General features: G+C 69.7%; 18 protein-coding genes. 10 read left to right on the top strand and 8 right to left on the bottom strand.

Annotated elements, in window-relative coordinates; all coding sequences use genetic code 11:
* Window positions 1-406: 406 nt before the first annotated feature.
* Window positions 407-1,384 (bottom strand): DUF3068 domain-containing protein, encoded by a 978-nt coding sequence (locus tag ACH4YP_RS20175; RefSeq protein WP_361062889.1) that lies wholly within the window; start codon window positions 1,382-1,384, stop codon window positions 407-409.
* A 232-nt stretch (window positions 1,385-1,616) separates the two neighbouring features.
* Here ACH4YP_RS20175 and ACH4YP_RS20170 point away from each other — a divergent pair, with 232 nt between their 5' ends.
* The 8 genes from ACH4YP_RS20170 to ACH4YP_RS20135 all read left to right on the top strand — a co-directional run bounded on the left by ACH4YP_RS20170 (window position 1,617) and on the right by ACH4YP_RS20135 (window position 9,840).
* A complete protein-coding gene (locus tag ACH4YP_RS20170) occupies window positions 1,617-1,769 on the top strand; it encodes a hypothetical protein (protein ID WP_186000974.1) in 153 nt (50 codons plus the stop codon).
* A gap of 2 nt (window positions 1,770-1,771) precedes the next feature.
* Complete coding sequence (locus ACH4YP_RS20165) at window positions 1,772-3,013, top strand: helix-turn-helix domain-containing protein (RefSeq protein WP_361062886.1); 1,242 nt, start codon at window positions 1,772-1,774, stop codon at window positions 3,011-3,013.
* Between the two features lie 221 nt (window positions 3,014-3,234).
* Window positions 3,235-4,008: an IclR family transcriptional regulator gene (locus ACH4YP_RS20160; RefSeq protein ID WP_361062884.1), complete on the top strand. Its 774-nt coding sequence runs from the start codon at window positions 3,235-3,237 to the stop codon at window positions 4,006-4,008.
* Window positions 4,005-4,901, top strand: coding sequence for an SMP-30/gluconolactonase/LRE family protein (locus ACH4YP_RS20155; protein ID WP_398491557.1), 897 nt, complete (start codon window positions 4,005-4,007; stop codon window positions 4,899-4,901). The genes ACH4YP_RS20160 and ACH4YP_RS20155 overlap by 4 nt, the downstream gene beginning before the upstream one ends.
* Before the next feature lie 182 nt (window positions 4,902-5,083).
* Window positions 5,084-6,442: an extracellular solute-binding protein gene (locus ACH4YP_RS20150; RefSeq protein ID WP_398491555.1), complete on the top strand. Its 1,359-nt coding sequence runs from the start codon at window positions 5,084-5,086 to the stop codon at window positions 6,440-6,442.
* The gene (locus tag ACH4YP_RS20145) at window positions 6,439-7,380 is read left to right on the top strand and encodes a sugar ABC transporter permease (protein ID WP_361062876.1); all 942 of its coding nucleotides are present in this window, start codon (window positions 6,439-6,441) and stop codon (window positions 7,378-7,380) included. Before ACH4YP_RS20150 ends, ACH4YP_RS20145 begins: the two co-directional genes overlap by 4 nt.
* Window positions 7,377-8,273: a carbohydrate ABC transporter permease gene (locus ACH4YP_RS20140; protein WP_398491551.1), complete on the top strand. Its 897-nt coding sequence runs from the start codon at window positions 7,377-7,379 to the stop codon at window positions 8,271-8,273. The genes ACH4YP_RS20145 and ACH4YP_RS20140 overlap by 4 nt, the downstream gene beginning before the upstream one ends.
* A 52-nt stretch (window positions 8,274-8,325) precedes the next feature.
* Window positions 8,326-9,840 (top strand): alpha-N-arabinofuranosidase, encoded by a 1,515-nt coding sequence (locus tag ACH4YP_RS20135; protein ID WP_361062870.1) that lies wholly within the window; start codon window positions 8,326-8,328, stop codon window positions 9,838-9,840.
* A 116-nt stretch (window positions 9,841-9,956) separates the two neighbouring features.
* Here ACH4YP_RS20135 and ACH4YP_RS20130 read toward each other — a convergent pair whose 3' ends face one another.
* Window positions 9,957-11,477 carry a helix-turn-helix domain-containing protein gene (locus tag ACH4YP_RS20130; RefSeq protein WP_398491549.1) on the bottom strand — a complete coding sequence of 507 codons (1,521 nt, stop codon included), beginning with the start codon at window positions 11,475-11,477 and terminating at the stop codon, window positions 9,957-9,959.
* Between the two features lie 77 nt (window positions 11,478-11,554).
* On the bottom strand, window positions 11,555-12,460 hold the full coding sequence (locus tag ACH4YP_RS20125) for a LysR family transcriptional regulator (RefSeq protein ID WP_361063785.1): 906 nt from the start codon (window positions 12,458-12,460) through the stop codon (window positions 11,555-11,557).
* A gap of 120 nt (window positions 12,461-12,580) precedes the next feature.
* On the opposite strand from ACH4YP_RS20125, the gene ACH4YP_RS20120 reads away from it, so the two are divergent.
* Window positions 12,581-12,823: a hypothetical protein gene (locus ACH4YP_RS20120; protein ID WP_361063782.1), complete on the top strand. Its 243-nt coding sequence runs from the start codon at window positions 12,581-12,583 to the stop codon at window positions 12,821-12,823.
* 106 nt (window positions 12,824-12,929) lie between these two features.
* Here ACH4YP_RS20120 and ACH4YP_RS20115 read toward each other — a convergent pair whose 3' ends face one another.
* On the bottom strand, window positions 12,930-13,685 hold the full coding sequence (locus ACH4YP_RS20115) for an intradiol ring-cleavage dioxygenase (protein WP_398491547.1): 756 nt from the start codon (window positions 13,683-13,685) through the stop codon (window positions 12,930-12,932).
* Window positions 13,686-13,955: 270 nt separating this feature from the next.
* Between ACH4YP_RS20115 and ACH4YP_RS20110 the strand changes: the two genes are divergently transcribed.
* Complete coding sequence (locus tag ACH4YP_RS20110; RefSeq protein WP_361063777.1) at window positions 13,956-14,948, top strand: arabinan endo-1,5-alpha-L-arabinosidase; 993 nt, start codon at window positions 13,956-13,958, stop codon at window positions 14,946-14,948.
* A 269-nt stretch (window positions 14,949-15,217) separates the two neighbouring features.
* Here ACH4YP_RS20110 and ACH4YP_RS20105 read toward each other — a convergent pair whose 3' ends face one another.
* From ACH4YP_RS20105 to mmsA, 4 genes are all read right to left on the bottom strand, one after another.
* On the bottom strand, window positions 15,218-16,900 hold the full coding sequence (locus ACH4YP_RS20105) for an aminotransferase class I/II-fold pyridoxal phosphate-dependent enzyme (RefSeq protein ID WP_361063773.1): 1,683 nt from the start codon (window positions 16,898-16,900) through the stop codon (window positions 15,218-15,220).
* A gap of 128 nt (window positions 16,901-17,028) precedes the next feature.
* Complete coding sequence (locus ACH4YP_RS20100; RefSeq protein ID WP_398491544.1) at window positions 17,029-18,093, bottom strand: aldose epimerase family protein; 1,065 nt, start codon at window positions 18,091-18,093, stop codon at window positions 17,029-17,031.
* A gap of 109 nt (window positions 18,094-18,202) precedes the next feature.
* Window positions 18,203-19,447 carry a multiple monosaccharide ABC transporter permease gene (mmsB, locus tag ACH4YP_RS20095; RefSeq protein ID WP_266740155.1) on the bottom strand — a complete coding sequence of 415 codons (1,245 nt, stop codon included), beginning with the start codon at window positions 19,445-19,447 and terminating at the stop codon, window positions 18,203-18,205.
* 5 nt (window positions 19,448-19,452) lie between these two features.
* Window positions 19,453-20,994, bottom strand: a complete 1,542-nt coding sequence (gene mmsA / locus ACH4YP_RS20090) for a multiple monosaccharide ABC transporter ATP-binding protein (protein WP_398491542.1) — start codon at window positions 20,992-20,994, stop codon at window positions 19,453-19,455.
* Window positions 20,995-21,006: the final 12 nt, after the last annotated feature.

The raw sequence follows: 21,006 nt of genomic DNA, 5'->3' as shown, positions 1-21,006 counted from the left end.
GTGTCTCGCGGTGCGGGTCGGTCCTGTTCGCGGTGCGGGTCGGTCTCGTTCGCGGTGCGGGTCGGTCAGGTCTCGCGGTGCGGATGGGTCGTGGTCGGGGTGGGGGGCGGTGCGGTTCTGCCGGTCCTCGCGGCGTGGGATGTGCCGCGAGTTCCCCGTTCCTGTGGAGCCGATCCCCACGGCTTCGATGTGGTCCGTCGCGGAAGTCCTGAATCTCCCGCGGATCGAATCCGTACGGATCTGTGGGACGGAACCTGTGGGGCTGATCGGTGTGGGTGATGCGGTCCGGCTGTGATGGGGATGTGGTCGGGCTGTGTTCGGGTGGGGTGGATAGTTTTCGCCCGCTGGTTCGATGCGGCTACTCACCGAAGTGACAATTTCGGGGCTTTGTACAGCTGACGTCTCATCACATTGTGAGCGGCTGCTGGGAGCTCTCGGACGTTTCGGGATGCGGACGCCCGCGTACCACCAAAACGACCCCCACAAGTGCGAGCAGGAAGCCCGCCACACCCGTCCCGACCGGCAACGTCTGCCCCACCATGCGCAGCAGTCCGCTGTCCGTGTCGGCGAGATCGACCTGTTCCTTCTGGGTCTCGGTGGTGAAGGCGATCCGCTCGCTGTCGAGCAGCACCACGGCGTCCTTCTCGCCGCCGGGGGCCCTGAGCGTCTTACGGGGGCCGATCGCCGCGTAGATGATCCGGCCCGTGCGCTGGTCGGCCACGAGCTCGATGCCGTGGTTGGCGTACCACTCCTCGGCGAGCACCTGACCGGCATCCTTCTCGCCGACGATCGTGCCCGGCACCAGCCGGGTTCCGGTCTTGGTGGCGGGCACGGTTCCGGTGAAGCGGAGACCCTCGTACCCCTGGATCTTCTTCTTGCCCTCGTACTTCAGCGTGACGGTCGAGCCGAGCGTGCTGTCCCACCAGATGTAGGAGCGTTTCTGCACGTCGAAGGGGAACTTCAGATACGCCTCGCCCTCGTAGTACGGCTCCTCGTCGCAGCAGTGGACGGGCTTGTTGGTCCTGCGGTCGGTGACCCAGCGCTCCGTGGTCCACTGCAGCGAGTCGTGGGGGTCGGCGGCGGGCAGCGACTTGGCGGTGTCCACGGAGGTGGACACGTCCCAGACGGCCCGGCCGCTCTTCTCGCTGTCGGCGACATCGCCGCGGACCTGGCGGGTGATGGTGATCTTCTTGTCGCGGACGGTCTCGATCTCGTCCGTGTCGAAATAACTGCCCGTACCGGTGAAGACGGTCTTCGAGTCGATGTCCACGGGCGTGCGTTGAGCACGTGGTTCGACGTACCAGGCGAGCAGGGGGGAGAGGACGAGCAGGAACACGCCCAGACCCAGTATGACCAGTGAAAAGGGAGTGGCAGTACGGCGCATCCGGGCACTCCAGGGGGCTCGTGGTGACGCGGCACGGGCTGTGCCGGCACGGTGGGGGAGGGTGCACGTGCGGTATGGGCCGGGAACCGTAGGCGCACCCTTGACGAAGTGTCAATGCGTTGTCGAGACTGGGGGCTCGCCGGATGGGACCGGCGAACGGGGCTGGGGCTCGCGAGCCGTAATCGCGGGCGCACCAGGGTGGGTGGACCTCCGACAGAGAGGCTGACCCGCGATGCCCAGACTGCTCGCCGCCCTGCTGACCGTGGCGGCCGCCGCCGCACTCGCCGTGGGCGCCGCCCTCGGTATCGTCGCGCTGCTCGACGCGACCCCCGACCAGCCGAACACGCCTCTGATCACCTATGAGACGGCCGGCCAGGAGCGCTGACCATGGCCCTACGCCGGGGACCTGTCATCGTGCGCTCGGCCTGGCACGACGTGCCGCGCCTCCAGGTGCGCCAGTTCGCGGAGCTCGCCATGGCCGAGGCGCCCATACTCGCCGAGGAGATCCTCCAGGAGATACGTCACGAGTATCCCCATCTGCCCGTCGTGCTCGACGACTCCGGCGAGCCGATGGCGTTGATCGGTATCCGGCGGGCCATCGAGGTGTTCGTCCAGCACCTGGAGACCGCCGAGGGCCGCCCGCGGGTCCATCCCGAGGTCTTCCAGGAGTTCGGCCGCGGCGAGGGCCTGAACGGCCGCAGCCTCGACTCGCTCCAGGCGATCTACCGGCTCGGTGTACGCCTCGCCTGGCGCCGTTTCGCCGAGATCGGGACGCGGGTGGAGATCCCGCCGCCCGCGATGTACGAGCTGGTCGACGCCGGTTACGAGTATCTGGACGGGCTGGTCGACCAGTCCGTACGCGGATACGCCGAGGCCGCCGCCCGGCAGGCCGGTGAACGCCTGCGTCTGCAACGGCGGTTGATGGAACTGCTGCTCGCCGAGCACCACCGGGGCGATCCGGCCGAGGCGCTCTCGGAGCGGGCCGCGCGCATCGGCTGGCCGCTGCCGGACAAGGTCGCGGTGGGGGTGCTGCTGCGGCCCGCCCGGGAGGCCGTCGCCCCTGCTGTCGGACAGGGAGTGCTGCTCGACATGGAGTACGAGCAGCCCCGGATGGTCGTGCCCGAGCCGGACGCCGCCGGGCGCCCGGAGCTGCTGCACCGGGCGCTCACGGGGTGGGCCGGCGCGATCGGCCCGCCCGTTCCGCTGGCCGACGCGGCGAAGTCGCTGCGCTGGGCCGAGGCGGCGGTACGGCTCATGGAGCGGGGGCTGCTGCCGCCGGGCGAGGTGCTGTACTGCACGCAGCACACCGAGGCGCTGGTCCTGCTGCAGCCCGAGGAACTGATCGACGACCTGGCGCTGCGGTGTCTGGAGCCGCTCGCCCACTGCGGGCCCACGCACGGGCGGCGGCTCGCGGAGACCCTGCTGGCGTGGCTGGAGACGCGGGGCGGGGCTCCCGAGGTGGCCGCGCGTCTCGGGGTCCATCCGCAGACCGTGCGGTATCGCCTTCGGCAGATCCGGGAGCTGTGGGGGGACGAGGTCGACGACCCCGACCGTCGCTTCGAGCTGGAACTGGTGCTTCGCGCGCAGCGGCTTCGGGGCGAGCTGGGCGATCCCCGCGCCCGGCGTTAACCGATTTTTTCCCGCCCACCCACCCGTTTACTGCGTGCCTTCCGGGCGCCGTCCAAACCCGCCGGTGACCGTTCACCTCACCCGTGACCGCCCCACCCACCCGTAACCGCTCGCCCACCCGTTGTCGCAAGGCCATTGCCCGGCCGTAATCGGTATGAGTAGCCTGTGTTCGCTATGCCGATCGGCTGTTGAAATTTCGAACACAAGGGAGGGGGCCAGTTGTGGGACGCCTCGTACCTGCCGTAACCAGGGCTCTCGACATACTCGAGCTATTCCTCGACGGAGACGGCACGCTCTCCGCCCCCGACATCGTGCGCAAGCTCCAGTTGCCACGCACCACCGTGCACGAGCTGGTGACGACACTTGCCGCCCGCTCGTACATCACGCCCGTACCGGGTCAGCCGGGACGTTACCGGCTCGGGGTGCGCCCGTACCAGCTCGGCAGCCGCTATTCCGAGCAGCTCGACCTCGCCGCCGAGGGCCAGCAGGTCGCCCGGTCCGTCGCGGAGACCTGCGACGAGACCGTGCACGTGGCGATCCTGGAGGGCACGGACGTCATCTACATCGCCAAGGTCGACTCCACGCACGCCGTGCGCATGGTGTCCGCCGCGGGCCGCCGACTGCCCGCCCACTGCACCTCCGTGGGCAAGATGCTGCTCGCCTCGCTCTCCGAGCCCGAGCTGACCTCGCGGATCCCCGACGACGCCGACCTGGTCCGGATGACGCCGAACAGCATCACCGAGCCGGCCGCCCTGCGCGAGGCACTCACCGAGATCCGCGCCCGCGGCATCGCCGTGGAGAGCCGCGAGTCGAACCCCGACGTCAGCTGTGTCGCCGCGCCGGTGCGCGACCGCACGGGCCAGGTCGTGGCCGCGCTCTCCATCTCCGTACCGATGATCCGCTGGAGCGACGAGCGCCGCGCCGAGCTGGAGCAGCTCTCCGCGAAGGGCGCCGCCGAACTGTCGGAGCGACTCGGACACCGGAGTGTGGGATGACGTACGCGTACGAAGTCGCCGTCCGCGCGGAGGCGGCCCTCGGCGAAGGCCCCACCTGGGACGTCGAGGGCCGGCGGCTGATCTGGATCGACATCCTCGGCTCCCGGGTCCACACGTACGACCCGGTCTCCGGCCGTCGTACGGTCATGGCGACCGAGCAGCACGTGGGCGCCGCGAAGCCGCGCGCGGGGGGCGGCCTGGTCGTCAACCTCCGTGACGGCGTGGGCCTTTACGGCCCCGGCGGGAAGCCTTCGGGTGACTCGGACGGTTCGGGTGACTCGGGTGACTCGGGCGGCTTTCGGTGGCTGCACCGGGAGGTCGTCCCCGGCCGCCGCGCCAACGACGCGGCGGTCGCGCCCGACGGCGCCCTGTGGGCGGGCACCATGCGCTACGACGAGGCGCCGGGCGGCGGCTCACTCTCCCGTATCGCCCCGGACGGCACGGTCGAGACCGTCCTCGACGACGTGGCGGTGAGCAACGGCACGGGCTGGAGCCCCGACGGCCGCCTCATGTACTACATCGACTCGCCGACCCGCCGGGTCGACGTCTTCGACTTCGACGGCCGACGGGCCACCGGAAGGCGCGAGTTGGCGACCATTGGGGAGGGCGACGGCTTCCCCGACGGGCTCACCGTCGATGCCGAGGGCTGTGTCTGGGTCGCCCTGTGGGACGGCGGCGCGGTCCGCCGCTACACCCCGGACGGCAAGCTGGACCGGGTGGTGGAGCTGCCCGTACCGCGCCCCACCGCCTGCGCGTTCGGCGGCGCCGACCTGACCGATCTGTACATCACGACAGCCCGTACGGGTCTGGAGGCGCCGCATCCGCTCGCCGGCTCGGTGCTCGTCGTCCCCGGCGCGGGCAAGGGCCTGCCCCAGCCCCCGTTCGCGGGCTGACAGCGCGGCCGGACACGGCCGGACGTCCCGTGGAGCACCCGAGAAGGCGTCTGCAGCCCCCGTCCGATCGCCGGACGGGGGCCGCTGTTTTTGCGCGAACCATTGACTAGTAAGCGCTTCCTATCTACGGTCCCGTTCGAAGTTGCGAGCGTCCATCGAAATCTCGAACAGTTAGGCAAGGTATGGGACGACCTGGCCTGAATCGCAGGCAGATCCTGGCGGGACTGAGCGGGCTGACGGTCGCGGGCAGCCTCGGATTCGCCGCGCTCGGCACCGGGGCGGACGCGCTCGCCTCCGGCGCCGACACCCGCGTCCGCTACTGGAACCTCTTCAGCGGCGGCGACGGGTACAACATGATCGCGATGCTGGACGCCTTCCGGGAGGCGAACCCCGGCATCGACGTGAAGGACTCCACCCTCCAGTGGGGCAGCCCCTTCTACACCAAGCTGGCCATGGCGGCGGCGGGCAACCGCGCACCCGACCTCGGCGTCATGCACCTGGGCCGGGTCACCGGCTTCTCGCCGGGCCGGCTCCTGGACCCCTGGGACGCCGGCCTGCTCGCCAAGTACGGCGTGCGGGAAGCCGACTTCAACCCCGAGCTGTGGAAGCGCGCGGTCATCGACGGCACGCTCTACGCCCTTCCGCTCGACATCCACGTACAGCTCTGCTTCTACCGCAAGGACGTGCTGAAGAAGGCGGGTCTGCTCGGCGACGACGGCCGCATGGTGCCGGTCACCTCCGCCGACGAGTGGTTCGACGTGCTCAAGGAGGCCAAGCAGGCCACCAAGAAGGGGCTGCAGACCATCGGCATGTGGTCCGCCGACCAGAACTTCCAGTGGTGGTTCTTCGTCGCCTTCTACACCCAGCTCGGCGGCACCTGGTTCGACGACGCCGACACCGAGGTCACCTTCGACACCGACAAGGCCACCCAGGTACTGGAGTTCCTGCGCCGGCACATCACCGACGGATACGTCGACTCGGGCTTCGCGGGCGGCGCGGGCGCCGAACAGTTCGTCAACGGCGGCCCGTTCGTCTGGGAGGGCAACTGGTCGGTGCCGGTCTTCGACGGCGCGAAGCTCGACTACGGCGCGACCCCGCTGCCACCGGTCTTCGGCAGGCGGGCCACCCACGCCGAGTCGCACGCCTTCGTGCTGCCGCACCAGTCCGACCGCGGCGGAGCCGCCGACGAGGCCGCGCACCAACTGGCCGCGTACATCGTCCGGCACGCCCGGCAGTGGGCGGGCGGTGGCCACATCCCGGCCTACACGCCCACCCTGTCCACGGGCGCCTACAAGAAGCTGAACCCGCAGAGCGAGTACGTCTCGGCGATGGACCACCAGGCCACCGAGCCGAAGGTGTGGTTCGCCGGGTCCACCGGCATCCTGGCCCAGCGCGTCGGCCCGATCGTCGTCTCCTCGACGCTGGGTTCCGCCAAGCCGGACACCGCCGCCCGCCGGATGAGGAGCACGCTCACCGAACTGCTCGCCATGAAGAACCCCATGGACGGCAGGACAGCCGCACAGGGAGGTGCCGCCGCATGACGACGGCCGGCGCAGGGACCGTCATCGCTCCGCCGCGCGCGAGGACCGCTGCGGCCGGCGCCACCGTCCGCCGCAGACAGGGCTTCCAGCACGGCGGCTGGTTCGTCGCCCCGTTCCTCGTGCTGTTCGCGCTGTTCGTGATCTGGCCGCTGCTGCGCGGCCTCTACCTCAGTTTCACGGACGCCAACATCTCAGGCGACGCCACGAGCTTCGTCGGCCTCGACAACTACCGCGAAGCGCTCGACGACCCGCTGGTGTGGGAATCGCTCGGCCACAGCGCGTACTTCACGCTTCTGGTCGTGCCCTGCATCACGGTCCTCGCCTTCCTCCTCGCGATGCTCGCCCATCACATCGAACGCGGAAAATGGCTGTGGCGGCTGTGCTTCTTCGCCCCGTTCCTGCTGCCGTCCACCGTCGCCGCCAACCTGTGGCAGTGGCTGTTCAACCCCGGCACCGGAATGATCAACCACGTCTTCGGCATCGAGACGGCATGGCTGACCGACAAGTCGTACGCCATGCTCGCCGTCGTCGTCTGCACCCTGTGGTGGACGGTCGGCTTCAGCTTCCTGCTCTACCTCGCCGCCCTCCAGGGCATTCCCGCGCACCTCTACGAGGCCGCCAGGCTGGACGGCGCGAACGCCTGGCACCGCATGGTCCACATCACCCTGCCGCTGCTGCGGAACATCACCGGGCTCGTCATCGCCCTGCAGATCCTCGCCTCGCTCCAGGTCTTCGACCAGGCCGTGGTGATGATGGACTTCCTGCCCGGACCCGAGGGATCCACCAGGACGTTCGTGCAGTACACCCTCGAAGAGGGCTTCACCAGCTACCGCGTCGGCTACGCCTCGGCGATCTCCGTCATCTTCTTCGTGATCATCGCGGCCGTCGCCCTCGCCCGGATGTGGCTGCTGCGCAACCGTGAGGAGGGCGGCCGATGAGCACCGCCGCAGCACAGACCAGCGACGAGACGCGGGTACGCGTCAAGGCCCGCAGGCCCAACGCTCGCAAGCCCTGGACGCCCAGCCAGATCGTGCTCACCCTCCTCGCCACCGCCGTCTCCGCGGTGTTCCTCGCGCCGCTCGCCTGGGCCCTGTTCACCTCGCTCAAGTCGGAGACCGAGGCCGTCGAGGTACCGACGCACTGGCTGCCGAAGGAGTGGACGACCCAGGCCTGGCGCGCGATCTTCGAGACGGGCAACATCACGAACTGGTTCGTGAACTCGTTCGTCGTCTCGGTGTGTGTGACGGCCGTGGTGCTGAGCGTCGGCGCACTCGCCGGATACGGCTTCGCCCGCACGGAGTTCCGCGGCAAGGGCTTCCTGCTGGGCCTGGTCATGACCGGCCTGATGGTCTCGCCCGCCGTCCTCGGTGTCCCTCTCTTCACCACGGTCCAGCAGATGGGGATGGTCGACACCTACTGGGGCATGATCCTGCCGCAGTGCGCGCCCGCCGCGATGGTCTACATCCTCTACAAGTTCTTCCAGGGCATCCCGCGCGAGTTGGAGGAGGCCGCCTTCATCGACGGCGCGGGCCGCTGGCGGGTCTTCTTCACCATCGTGCTCCCGCTGTCCCGCCCCTCCCTCGCGGCGGTCGGCATCTTCACCTTCATCGCGTCCTGGAACAACTTCCTGTGGCCGTACATGGTGACCAACAACCCCGACCTGATGACCATGCCGAACGGCATCGCGACCGTCATGAACTCCTACGGCATCCAGTGGGCCCAGCTCATGGCCGGCGGCCTGATGGCCGGCCTGCCCCTGATCGTGGTCTTCGTCTTCTTCCAGCGCCAGATAGTCGCCGGCGTCGCCCACACGGGCCTCGCGGGCCAGTGAACTCCCCACCCGACTGAACTCTCCACCCACCCCGAAAGGCGAACAAGGAACCATGCACGACACCGCCCGCTTCACCCTCGACCCGGCCTTCACCGTCGGCGAGGTCAACCCCCGTCTCTTCGGCTCGTTCGTGGAACACCTGGGCCGCTGCGTCTACACCGGCATCTTCGAGCCGGGCCACCCCGCGGCCGACGAGGCGGGCCTGCGGACGGACGTACTGGAGCTCGTCCGTGAGCTCGGTGTCACCGCCGTCCGCTACCCCGGCGGCAACTTCGTCTCCGGCTACAAGTGGGAGGACTCGGTCGGCCCGGCCGAGGAGCGGCCCCGCCGGCTCGACCTCGCCTGGCGGTCGACGGAGTCCAACCGCTTCGGGCTCTCCGAGTACATCGCCTTCCTGAAGAAGGTGGGCCCGCAGGCCGAGCCGATGATGGCGGTCAACCTCGGGACCAGGGGAGTGGCGGAGGCCCTGGAGCTCCAGGAGTACGCCAACCACCCGGCCGGCACCGCCCTGTCCGACCAGCGGATCGCGCACGGCGACAAGGACCCGTTCGGCATCAGGATGTGGTGCCTCGGCAACGAGATGGACGGCCCCTGGCAGACCGGCCACAAGACGGCCGAGGAGTACGGACGGGTCGCGGCCGAGACCGCCCGCGCGATGCGGCAGATCGACCCCTCCGTCGAACTGGTCGCCTGCGGCTCCTCCAGCCAGTCCATGCCGACCTTCGCCGAGTGGGAGGCGACGGTCCTGACGGAGACGTACGACCTCGTCGACTACGTCTCCCTGCACGCCTACTACGAGCCGCAGGACGGCGACGTCGACTCCTTCCTGGCCTCCGCCGTGGACATGGAGTCGTTCATCGAGAACGTCGTCGCCACCTGCGACCACATCGGCGCGAAGCTCAAGTCGAAGAAGAAGATCAACCTCTCCTTCGACGAGTGGAACGTCTGGTACATCTCGGGCTGGCACGCGATCGAGAACTCCGCCGAGCGGGACTGGGCGGAGGCGCCCCGCCTCCTTGAGGACAACTACAGCGTGATGGACGCGGTCGTCTTCGGCTCGCTCCTCGTCGCGCTGCTGCGGCACGCCGACCGGGTGACCGTCGCCTGCCTCGCCCAGCTCGTCAACGTCATCGCGCCGATCATGACCGAGCCGGGCGGCCCGGCCTGGCGGCAGACGACGTTCTTCCCGTTCGCACAGGCCTCGCGGTACGGGCGCGGGGAGGTCCTCGACGTACGGGTCGACTCGCCGACGTACGAGACGGCGAAGTACGGCGAGGCCGACCTGCTGCACGCCACCGCCGTCCGCGCGGAGGACGGCTCGGTCACCGTCTTCGCGGTCAACCGCAGCCGGACGGAGGCGCTGCCGCTCGAAGTCGCCCTGAACGGGCTTGAGTTGACCTCGGTCGTCGAGCACAGCGTGCTCGCGGACGCGGATCCGGACGCCCGCAACACACTCGCCGAGCCGGACCGGGTCGCTCCGCGGGTCGTGCCGGGGACCACACTCCGGGACGGCACCCTGGGCTCGGTTCTGGAGCCCCTGTCCTGGAACGTGATCCGGCTGGCCTGACGGCGGGCACAGCTCCGGCCCCTCACGGGGCGCGGCGAATGGTCTCCCCCGTGGACCATTCGCCGCCGCACCGGATGGCTGGGGCGTCGGTGCCGACTGCCCCTCCAGTGAGCACGTTAGGAGGCGGCGTGCTTCGGGGACCACCGTGCACGGTGGCCAGATTCGTCCGTGGGGTGTGCACGGTGCGCAGTCGTGACCCGCAGGGCGTGGACGAGGTCGTGGATGCCGGAACCCGTGGTCAGCAGGTCGCGGTTGAGGAGGCGTTCGGCGGCGCGCAGATGGGTGCGGACCGTGTTGCGGCTCAGACCCACCCGCGCCGCCGTGCGCTGGGCGTCGGTGTTGGCGTCGATCCAGGCCTCCACCGTGCGGTAGAGATCGCGGTGCCGGGTGTCCTGGAGGGGCCGGAGGAAGGGCTCCGCCCAGGCGGTGGCGGGGGCCGTACGCAGGAGTTCGCCGAGCGGTGGCGCGACCGGCTGGACGGCGTCCGTGGGATCGGGCTGGAGCGGGCTGAGGGACAGGGCCAGATCGAGCGTGGCGCGGTTGCGCACCTCGCCCAGGTCGATGCCCAGGGCCTCCTCCGCCCGGCGGCAGTGGGCCGTGACGGTGGTGCGGCTGAGGTGCAGCAGACGGGCCACGCCGGACCGGGTGAACGTCACGGCCAGGCGGACGACGTCCACCGTGGGCTTGGGGGCGCCGTGCAGCGGCTCCAGGTAGGCGCGCGCCCAGGCGAGGGCCGCCCGGCGGGGCAGTACGTGCACCAGCGAGGGCCGTCCCCGGTACGCGGCCAGCCGGTCGGGGGAGTTACGGGCGACGGCCAGGGCGTGCACGGCCTCGCCGTAGGCCTCCCCGGTGGCGGCCAGCGGGTGCGGCCTGCTGACGCCCAGCGCGTACCCGGGGTTCTCGCTGACCAGCCGGCGCAGCACCTCGCCCTGCTGGAAACGGCCGCCGAGTTCCGGGTCCTCGGCGACGGGGCAGATCAGCTGCTCCTTGAACACCGGGCAGTTCACCATCAGACCGGGGCCGTGGTAGCCCGACGAGTCCTGGTAGGCCCTGGCCAGCCGGTCCCGGTCGGTGGGCGGGCAGTGCAGGAGATGGACCCGTACGCGCTCCGCGTTCAGCAGCGGCGGTACGTCGCCCGTGGTCATCCGCCGCGCCAGGGTGACGTCCCCGGCCAGCAGGGCGGTCAGGACCGCGAACCGCAGCTGCGCGGCCTTCGCGTCGTACCCGCGTGCGCTGTTGTCGCCCTCGGACGCCCGGCCCAGCAGTTCGACGAGGCCACCGGCCTGTGACGCCAGCAGCATGGCCTCCCGGGGCAGCGCCGAGGCGCTGACCGTCACCAGCACCGGACGCGGCTCGCCCGCGCCGAAGGCCTCCAGGTGCACCTCCAGCTCGCCGGCCTGCGTAGTCGCCGCTGCCAGCCGTCCGTGGGTCAGGCGTGCCACCTGGTCACGCAGCTCGTCGGCGACCTGCCTGGGGAATCCCGCCGTCGCCGCCTCGACCGTGCCACGGCGCCCGATCCACGCGACGTCCGCCCCGATCCGCCGCCCGAGCCACCTCAGCGTCTCCGCGAGGCTCCCGTGCCGCCGTACCAGCCGCAGCAGCTCGTCGAGACTCTCCGCCTGCCCCAGCGCCTCCACAGCTCAGCTCACCTTCCCGCCACCGCGACGAACCTCCAATTCGGAACCATAAAGGCTGTTCCTGTCTCCCGCCTCCGTCAGGCCACCGCCGTCGGCGCGAGGGCGCGCAGTTCGCCCAATGCAGCCGCGACCGCCGGACGTTCGTGGCCGCCGGCGCGGGTGCAGGTGAGGAGTTTGCGGTGCGGGTCGCCGACGCACCGGACGCGGGTGATCGGCAGGTGCGGGGTCAGATGCGCGAGCCGGGGGATGAGGGCGACCCCCAGGCCGTGGGCGACGAGGTGGGCCATCGCGTTCCAGTCCCGCGAGTGGTGGACGACGTCGGGGGTGAAGCCGGCCGCGCCGCACGCCGAGAGCATGTGCACCCGGCAGGGGTTGTCCTGGACCGGCGCGATCCAGTCCTCGCGCGCCGCCTCCGCGAGGTCGACCCGGCGCAGCCCCGCCAGCCGGTGGCGGTCGGGCACGACCAGGTCGAACGGGTCGTCCAGGAGCGGCTGCTGGTCGAAGCGGGCGTCGCCGAGCGGCGGGTTGCGCGGAGTCGCCTCGACGACCGCGAGATCGGTCTCGCCCTCGAAGAGCAGGTCGAAGCTCGACGGGACCTCCGCCTCCTGGATCCGTACGGAGAGCTGGGGGTGGCGCTCCCGCAGCCGGGCCGCCATCGGGGCGAGCAGCACCGAGATCGCCACCGGGATACCGCTCACCCGCAGCAGCCCGGCCGGATCGCCGTGGTCGGCCCGCAGATCCAGTTCGGCCCGGTCCCAGCGGGCCTGGATCGCGTCGGCGTGCGTGATCAGACTCCGTCCGGCCTGGGTGAGCCGTACGCCGCGGCCCTGGGGCTCCAGCAGATCGACGCCCAGCTCACGTGCGAGCTGGCGGACCTGCTGCGAGGCGGCGGACGTCGTGAGGTGCAGGGCGCGGGCGGCGGCGGTCACCGTGCCGTAGTGCTCGACGGCCCGCAGTACGTGTAGCCGGCGCAGATCAATCATGAAGCCCACGCTTCAAGGTGAGGTCCAGAAAGTCAACCTGGACGTACACAGAGCTTCCGTTACACGCTGGAGGTGTCGCGACGGTCCACCCGACCACCCCCGCACAAGGAGTGCAGACAGATGACCAGCACAGCCCACACCCACGACCGGCCCGCCGGCGACGCGTGCCCGTACTGCGGTTGGCCCGACCGTGCCGAGCCCTTCCAGGTGGTGTCCCGGCACGGCACCGCTGCCGGCCAGACCGTGTGGACCCGCTGCGGGTGCGGCTCGCTCCAGATGCGTGTCGTGGACGCCCGCGGCATGAACGTCGTCTCGCGCAGCCGGCCCGCCGAGCGGGTCACCTCCGGTGGGGTCGGGGTGTGAGCCGCGGTGCGGGCCGGTGGGGCTGATCGCGCGGTTCCTCGCGCCCCTGAAGGGCGCGGTTCCCCGTGCGGCACGCCCCCACCGGCCCGCAGGCGGCCTCCGACGCTCAGCCGGTCTCGACGCCCAGCGTCAGCGTGCCCGCGTAGCCGGACGTCGCCGAGCCGCCCAGCGCGGTGAGGGTCAGCAGGCCCGAGGCGGCGCCTCCCTCGTCGTAGATGGAGTCCTGCGCGAGGGTCGTCCGGGGCACGGTGTTGGCGGCGTACGCGGCCACCTCCGCCACGTCCTCGGTGATCCCCTCGTTGAAGAACAGCTGCCCGGTGTGCAGCTCCTGACCGCCCTCGAAGGAGCCGTCGGAGGTCAGCGTGACGTCGGTGTGCACCTTCGCGTGGATGTGGATGCACCGCCCCCGGTACCAGCCGGGATAGACGCTGGTGATCCGGGCGACCCCGTCGGAGCCGGTCAGTACCCCGCCCCGCAGGAACGTGCCGTTGTCCGGCTCATCGTGCCCGTTGCCCCCGACGAACCCGGAGTACTCGCCGAGCGCGTCGCAGTGCCAGATCTCCACGAGCGCGTTGGCGAGCGGGGCACACGTGTCGTCGTCGACGACGGTGAGCGTGAGTTTCAGCGGGACACCGGTCTTGTCCTCGCTGATGTCGGCGCGGACGAGCTGTCCGTCGAGGTAGTAGGGGCCTTCGGTCATCTCCTTGGTGAGGGTGCAGACGGCCGCGGCGGCCACGGGGACCGCGGAGGCCGGATCGGCGGCCGAGGGGGCTTCGGGGGCCGTGGCGCCCACGGTCAGGGTGGCCGCGGTGGCGCCACCGGCGATGAGTACGGTTCGACGTCGGATCGATGTGTCTGTCATGAGCATGGCACCGTAGGAACAGAATCTGTTCAGGTGCTGTGCGTTCGGCAAAGTGACGAGGCGTCAAGTCGCTTGTGAGACACCTGGAAACACCTGGGGACGACTGGGGACACCTGGGACGTCGAAACACTTTCGACTCTTCCCGTGGCCCGAGGGGCTGCGTGAACCGTTGACGCGCAAGGGGTTCGATTCTACTTTCCCGTTCGAAGTGATGACCGTCGTTCGATCTCCCGAACGAACCCTGCCTCTCCCCACGCGCAGGAGGACCCCGTGAGCCGCACCCCCCACAGCACCCGCCGCCGCAGGACCCGCGGAACGACCCTGCTCGCCGTCCCCGCGGCGATCCTGATCGCCCTCGTCCCGGGCACCGCGTCCGCGTACCCGAACCCGGGCACCGTCACCGGCTCGACCGTCGTCCACGACCCGACGATGATCCGAACTCCGTCGGGCCAGTACCTGCTGTACGCCACCGGCGGCGGCCTCGCCCACAAGACCTCGGCCAACCGGATCGCCTTCAGCGCGGGCGGGGACGCCTTCGCGGCCAGGCCCGGCTGGTGGTCGGCGTACGCCACCGAGGCCTGGGCGCCCGACATCTCGTACCGCGGCGGCAAGTACCTGATGTACTACGCGGTTTCGACCTTCGGCTCGAACAAGTCGGCCATCGGGCTGGCCACTTCGCCGACCGGACGGCCGGGCTCGTGGAGCGACCAGGGGGCCGTCTACACCTCCACCACGTCCAGCGACTACAACGCCATCGACCCGAACCTCTTCGTGGACGACGACGGCAAGTGGTGGCTGTCCTTCGGCAGTTGGTGGACCGGGCTCAAGATGATCCAGGTCGACCCGTCGACCGGCAAGCAGCTCTCGTCGAACACCACGCGGTACTCGATCGCCTCCCGCCCGACCGGCACGAAGGCGGTCGAGGCCCCGTCGATCGTCAAACGGGGCGGCTACTACTACCTGTTCGCCTCGTACGACACCTGCTGTGCTGGCACCGGCTCCACGTACAAGGTCAAGGTGGGCCGGGCCACCAGTGTCACCGGGCCGTACTACGACAAGAACGGCGTCGCGATGACGAACAACGGTGGGACGCCCGTGCTGGAGTCGCACGGCCGGTACATCGGGCCCGGTGGGCAGTCGATCCTGGCCGACTCGGACGGGGACCTGATCGTCTACCACTACTACGACGGCCAGGACAACGGCACTCCCAAGCTCGGGATCAACCTGCTGAACTGGAGTGGGGGGTGGCCTGTGGCCTACTGATCCTGGTGGCCGCGTGGCGCTCCGCGGGAGGCGGTTCGTCGGGTGCGGGTGGGTGGGGGCTGGTCGCGCAGTTCCCCGCGCCCCTGAAAGACCAAAAGACTGCGCAGTTCCCCGCGCCCCCAAAAAAGGCAAGGGGTGCGGGCCCGCGTCTCCCCTCCGAGCGCGGGCCCGCTGTTCCCCCCTGTGCCGGGGCCGGGAGGGTCCTGGACCTCCCGGCCGGCGAGGGCCCCGTTGCGGGATGCGGGGCCCCCGGGCAACCGGTCCGGTGGTCAGCCGACCCGGTCGACAGCGGCGGCCGGCCAGCCGGCGCCGTTCGGCGGCGTGTTGGGCCAGCCGGTGGCCTGCTGCGGCACGGGTTGGGGCACCGGCTGCGGCATGGCCTGGGGCTGCTGTTGCTGCGGGAACCCCTGCGGCTGACCCTGCGCGTTCACGGCGGTCAGCCCTCCCGGCATGCCCGTCGTCCCCCGGGTCTGGGCGGCCGTGAGCGGCTGCGGCTGCCCCGGGATCCCGTTCGCCGCGGCGGTGAACTGCTGCGGCTGTCCCATCATTCCGTTGGCGGGGGTGTTGAACTGCTGTGACTGACCACCCATTCCATTGACCGCGGCGGTCAGTGGCTGAGGCTGTCCCACCATTCCGTTGGCCGCGGCGGTCAGCGGCTGGGGTTGTCCCATCATGCCGTTCGCGGCAGCAGTGAGCGGCTGGGGCTGCCCGGCCATTCCGTTGGCCGCCGCGGCGATCCCCGGATAGCCCTGCCCGCTGGTCGAACTGACGAGCCGGTCGACCGCCGCCGTACCCGAGCTGTAGCTGGTCCCTGTGCTCAGCTCGGGCACGGCGGCTCCCCTCCTGGTCCCGTAGAGCACCGACTCCAGGCCGGACACCAGGCGACGCACGTCCACCTGGGGGCGCACCACGAGCCGCAGGAAGCGACTGGACGAGCCGATCTTGTTGCCGCACTCGCGGACCAGGATCCGGTGCTCGGTGAGCAGGCGGTCCCGGACCACGGTGCCCTCGGCGCCCACGGGGAGGCGCACGAAGAGGAAGTTGCCCTGCGAGGGGTAGACCGTGAGGCCGGGCAGCGTGGAGAGCTGGCGGGCCATGTCGAGCCGGTCGCGGCGCACCATGTGCAGGCTCTCCATGTACTCGGCCCCGTAGTCCTTGAGCATGAAGACCACGGTCTCCGCGAAGGCGTTCAGGTTCCACTTCGGCAGCATCGAGCGGATCTTGCCCGCCAGGCCCGGGTTGGCCACCATGTAGCCGAACCGCACGCCGTGCAGACCGAAGTTCTTGCCGAGGCTGCGCAGCACGATGACGTTGGGGCGCATCACCGCCTCCTCGACGATGCTCGGCTCGTTCTCGGCGTCGGCGAACTCCAGGAACGACTCGTCGATGACGATCAGGTCGAGGTCGGCGAGCGCGTCGCAGAAGGCCAGGATCGTCTGCTTGGGCAGGAAGCCGCCGTCAGGGTTGTTCGGGTTGCAGATGACGGCCGCGCGGGTGCCCCGGGCGCGGATGAACTGGATGTACTGGGCCGGGTCGAGGGCGAAGCCCGCGCTCTCCTGGAGCGGGAACATGTCGACGCGTTTGCCGGTCTCCAGCGGCTGGTCGGTCCAGCGGCCGAAGGTGGGAACGGGGATGGCGAGCGACTCCCGGACCAGCAAGTGGTCGATCCATGTGATCAGTTCGGTGGATCCGTTGCCCATTGCCACGCACTGCGGGGGAAGTTGCAGCAGATTGCACAGCTCGGCGGTGATGGTGTCCGCGCTGCTCGGGTAGTACGTGATGATGTCGCGCAGCCGGTTGGTCAGCTCGTCCATCATCCGGGGCGAGGGAAAGTACGGATTGCACGGGATGCAGAAGTCCACCGGACCCGCCTCCCCGCTCTCGCGTGCCAGCGCGGCCATCGAGGGGCTGTGCGCGCCGGTGCGGAACAGCGAGGTGACATTGTCGGCCATGGACCCTCCGTCCTTGAGGGGCGGCCCGAGCGGAGATACGCGGGCCGCTCCTTAGTACGGGCGGCTGTGTGTCTCTGTTCAACGACTGTGAATCGATGTGGAAGTTGTGAACCACCTGTGAAGGTTGATCACCGGCCGAACGAGTGGACCGTCGTCGAGCGGTACGTCCCGCCCGGCCTGAGCACGGTCGACGGGAACTCCGGGCGGTTCGGTGAGTCCGGGAAGTGCTGGGTCTCCAGGCACAGCGCGCTGCCAGGACCGTATGCGTGGCCGCCGGGGCCCACCAGTGTGCCGTCCAGGAAGTTGCCGGAGTAGAACTGCACACCGGGCTCGGTCGTCGCGATCCGCAGGGTGCGGCCGGAGACCGGTTCGCGCAGGGTCGCGAAGTGCTCGGGCCGCTGCGTGAGCCCCTTGTCGAGGACCAGGTTGTGGTCGAAGCCCTTGGTGTGCGCGAGCTGTTGGTCCGCCCGGCCGATGTCCTCGCCGACCGTCTTCGGCGTACGGAAGTCGAAGGCGGTGCCCGCGACCTCGGCGAGCTCGCCGGTGGGGACGAGGTCCGCGTCGACCGGTGTGAAGCGGGACGCGGCGACCGTCAGCTCGTGGTCGTGGACCGGGCCGCCGTTCTCGCCCGCCAGGTTCCAGTACACGTGGTTGGTGAGGTTGACGACCGTGGCCCGGTCGGTGGTGGCCTCGTAGTCGATGCGCCAGTCGCCGGTCCCGGTGAGCGTGTATGTGACCTTCGCCGTCAGTGTGCCGGGGTAGCCCATCTCGCCGTCGGGACTGGTGCGGCGCAGGACCAGACCCACGTCGGAGCCGGAGCCGAACTCCTCCACGGCCCAGACGTGTTTGTCGAAGCCGTCGGGCCCGCCGTGCAGGTTGTTCCCGCCGTCGTTGACGGGGAGCCGGTGGTCCTCGCCGTCGAGGGTGAACCTGCCGCCGGCGATGCGGTTGCCGTACCGGCCGATGACGGCGCCGAAGTACGGACTGGACGCCTCGTACTCCTCGATCGTGTCGAAACCGAGCGACACGTTCGCGTACCGGCCGCCGCGGTCCGGGAGTTCCAGGGACTGGACGACTCCGCCGTACGAGAGGACCTTCAGCCGGGTGCCGCCGTTCTCCAGCGACCAGCGGTGGACCTTCGTGCCGTCGGTGAGTGTTCCGAAAAGTTCCTTCACGGTCGTCCTGTCTTCCAACTGTCTTCCGGAGCTTGGCTGTTGCCGCCGTGCACAGAGCCCCGCACAGGGCCGTACACAGGAAAATGGGGCCCCACGGGCGTGCGCCCGCGGGGCCCCACCGAGAACGCTACGAACCGACCTTGCGCTTGTTCCACACGTCGAAGCCGACCGCCGCGAGGAGCACCAGGCCCTTGATGACCTGCTGCCAGTCGCTGCCGACGCCGACGAGGTTCATGCCGTTGTTCAGGACACCGAGGACGACACCACCGATGATCGCGCCGAGGACCGTGCCCACGCCGCCGCTCATCGACGCGCCGCCGATGAACGACGCGGCGATCGCCTCCAGTTCGAAGTTCAGACCGGCCTTCGGCGAGGCCGCGTTGAAGCGGGCCGCGAAGACCAGACCGGCCAGCGCCGCGAGCATGCCCATGTTGAGGAAGACCAGGAAGGTGACCTTCTTGTCCCGCACACCGGACAGCTTCGCCGCGGGCAGGTTGCCGCCGATCGCGTACACATGGCGGCCGATGACGGCGTTGCGCATCACGTAGCCGAAGCCGACGACGAGGACGCCGAGGATGATCAGGACGACCGGGGCGCCCTTGTAGCTGGCGAGCATCATCGTGACCGTGAGGACGGCGGCGACCAGGGCCACGATCTTCAGCAGGAACAGCTTGGTGGGCGGCACCTCAAGAGCGAACTCCTGCTGCCGCCTGCGGTCACGGACCTCCTGCAGCACCACGAACGCGATCACGGCGAAGCCGAGCAGCAGCGTGAGGTTGTGGTAGTTGGTGTCCGGGCCGACCTCGGGAAGGAAGCCGTTGGAGACCTTCTGCAGACCCTCGGGGAACGGGCCGACCGTCTGGCCCTCCAGGAAGATCTCCGTCAGACCGCGGAAGGTCAGCATGCCGGCGAGGGTGACGATGAAGGAGGGTATGCCGAGGTACGCGATGAAGAACCCCTGCATGGCTCCCGCGGCGGCGCCCATGAGCAGGCACAGCACCACGGCCAGCGGCCAGGCGACGTCATGGTTGACCATCAGCACGGCACCCACCGCGCCCACGAAGGCCGTGAGCGAACCGACCGACAGGTCGATGTGGCCCGCGATGATGACGAGCATCATGCCGATCGCGAGGATCAGGATGTAGCTGTTCTGCAGCACCAGGTTGGAGACGTTGCGCGGCAGCAGCAGGTCGCCGTCCGTCCACACCGCGAACAGCACCACGATCAGGCCGAGAGCGATCAGCATGCCGTACTGCCGCATGTTGCGGCGCATACCGTCGATCATCAGCTGCAGCAGGCCGTCGCCCCCGGTCGAGTCGCCCTTGCCGGCGGGCGCCGGCGCGGGGGACTTGGCGGTCACGTTCGTGCTCATCGGTCTTACCTCTTGTCCTTCGTCATCTGGCGCATCAGCACTTCCTGCGTGGCCTCGGCCCGCGGGACCTCACCGGTCAGCCGTCCGGCGGCCATCGTGTAGATGCGGTCGCACATTCCGAGCAGTTCCGGCAGCTCGGAGGAGATGAAGACGACCGCCTTGCCCTCGGCGGCCAGTTTGTCGATGACCGTGTAGATCTCGAACTTGGCGCCCACGTCGATCCCGCGGGTCGGCTCGTCCAGGATCAGCACGTCCGGACCCGCGAAGATCCACTTGCTGAGGACGACCTTCTGCTGGTTGCCGCCCGACAGCTTGCCCACCGGTTCGAAGACCGTCGGCGCCTTGATGTTCATCGACTTGCGGTAGCGCTCGGCGACCTGCCGCTCCTCGTGCTCGTCCACGACACCGCGCTTGGCGACCTTCCCCAGGGCACTGAGGGAGATGTTGCGGTTGATCGTGTCGATGAGGTTGAGGCCGTAGTGCTTGCGGTCCTCCGTCACGTACGCGATGCCGTGCCTGACCGCCTCGGGAACGGTCTTCGTCCGGATCTCCGTGCCGTCCTTGAGGACGGTGCCGCCCGCGTACCGGCCGTAGGTACGCCCGAACACGCTCATCGCGAGCTCGGTGCGCCCGGCGCCCATGAGCCCGGCGATGCCGACGATCTCCCCGCGGCGCACCTGGATCGACACGTCGTCGACGACCTTGCGCTGCTGGTCGATCGGGTGGTGGACGGTCCAGTTGCGGATCTCCAGGGCCGGAGCCGCGCCCACCTCCGTGTCGTGCGGGGTGCGCTCCGGGAAGCGGTGGTCGAGGTCGCGCCCGACCATGCCGTTGATGATCCGGTCCTCGGTGGTCTCCGCGGCCTTCACGTCGAGGGTCTCGATGGACCGCCCGTCGCGCAGGATCGTCACCGAGTCCGCGACCCGCTCGATCTCGTTGAGCTTGTGCGAGATGATGATCGAGGTGATGCCCTGCTCCCGCAGACCCAGGATCAGGTCCAGGAGCTTGCCGCTGTCCTCGTCGTTCAGAGCCGCCGTCGGCTCGTCGAGGATCAGCAGCTTCACCTTCTTCGACAGCGCCTTCGCGATCTCGACGAGCTGCTGCTTGCCCACACCGATGTCGGCGACGCGGGTGTCCGGGTGCTCGTCGAGCCCCACCCTGCGCAGCAGTTCGGTCGCGTGCCTCAGCGTCTCGGTCCAGCTGATGAACCCGCGCGTGGCGTGTTCGTTGCCGAGGAAGATGTTCTCGGCTATGGAGAGATACGGCACCAGCGCGAGCTCCTGGTGGATGATCACAATGCCGTGCTGCTCGCTCGCCCGGATGTCCTTGAAGGAGCAGGCCTCTCCCTCGAAGAGGATCTCGCCTTCGTACGTTCCGTGCGGATGGACGCCGGAGAGGACCTTCATGAGGGTCGACTTTCCGGCGCCGTTCTCACCGCAGATGGCGTGGACCTCGCCCGGCCGGACGCTCAGGGAAACGTCCGAGAGCGCTTTGACGCCCGGAAAGGTCTTGACGATCGAGCGCATTTCCAGGACGGGTCCCGCCATGGTCGTGCCTTC

Origin of the sequence: Streptomyces sp. NPDC020747 (assembly GCF_044334695.1) — a bacterium.
Taxonomy (GTDB): Bacteria; Actinomycetota; Actinomycetes; order Streptomycetales; family Streptomycetaceae; genus Streptomyces.
The sequence above is the reverse complement of the archived record's forward strand: the minus strand, read 5'-3'. Positions and strand labels throughout refer to the sequence as shown.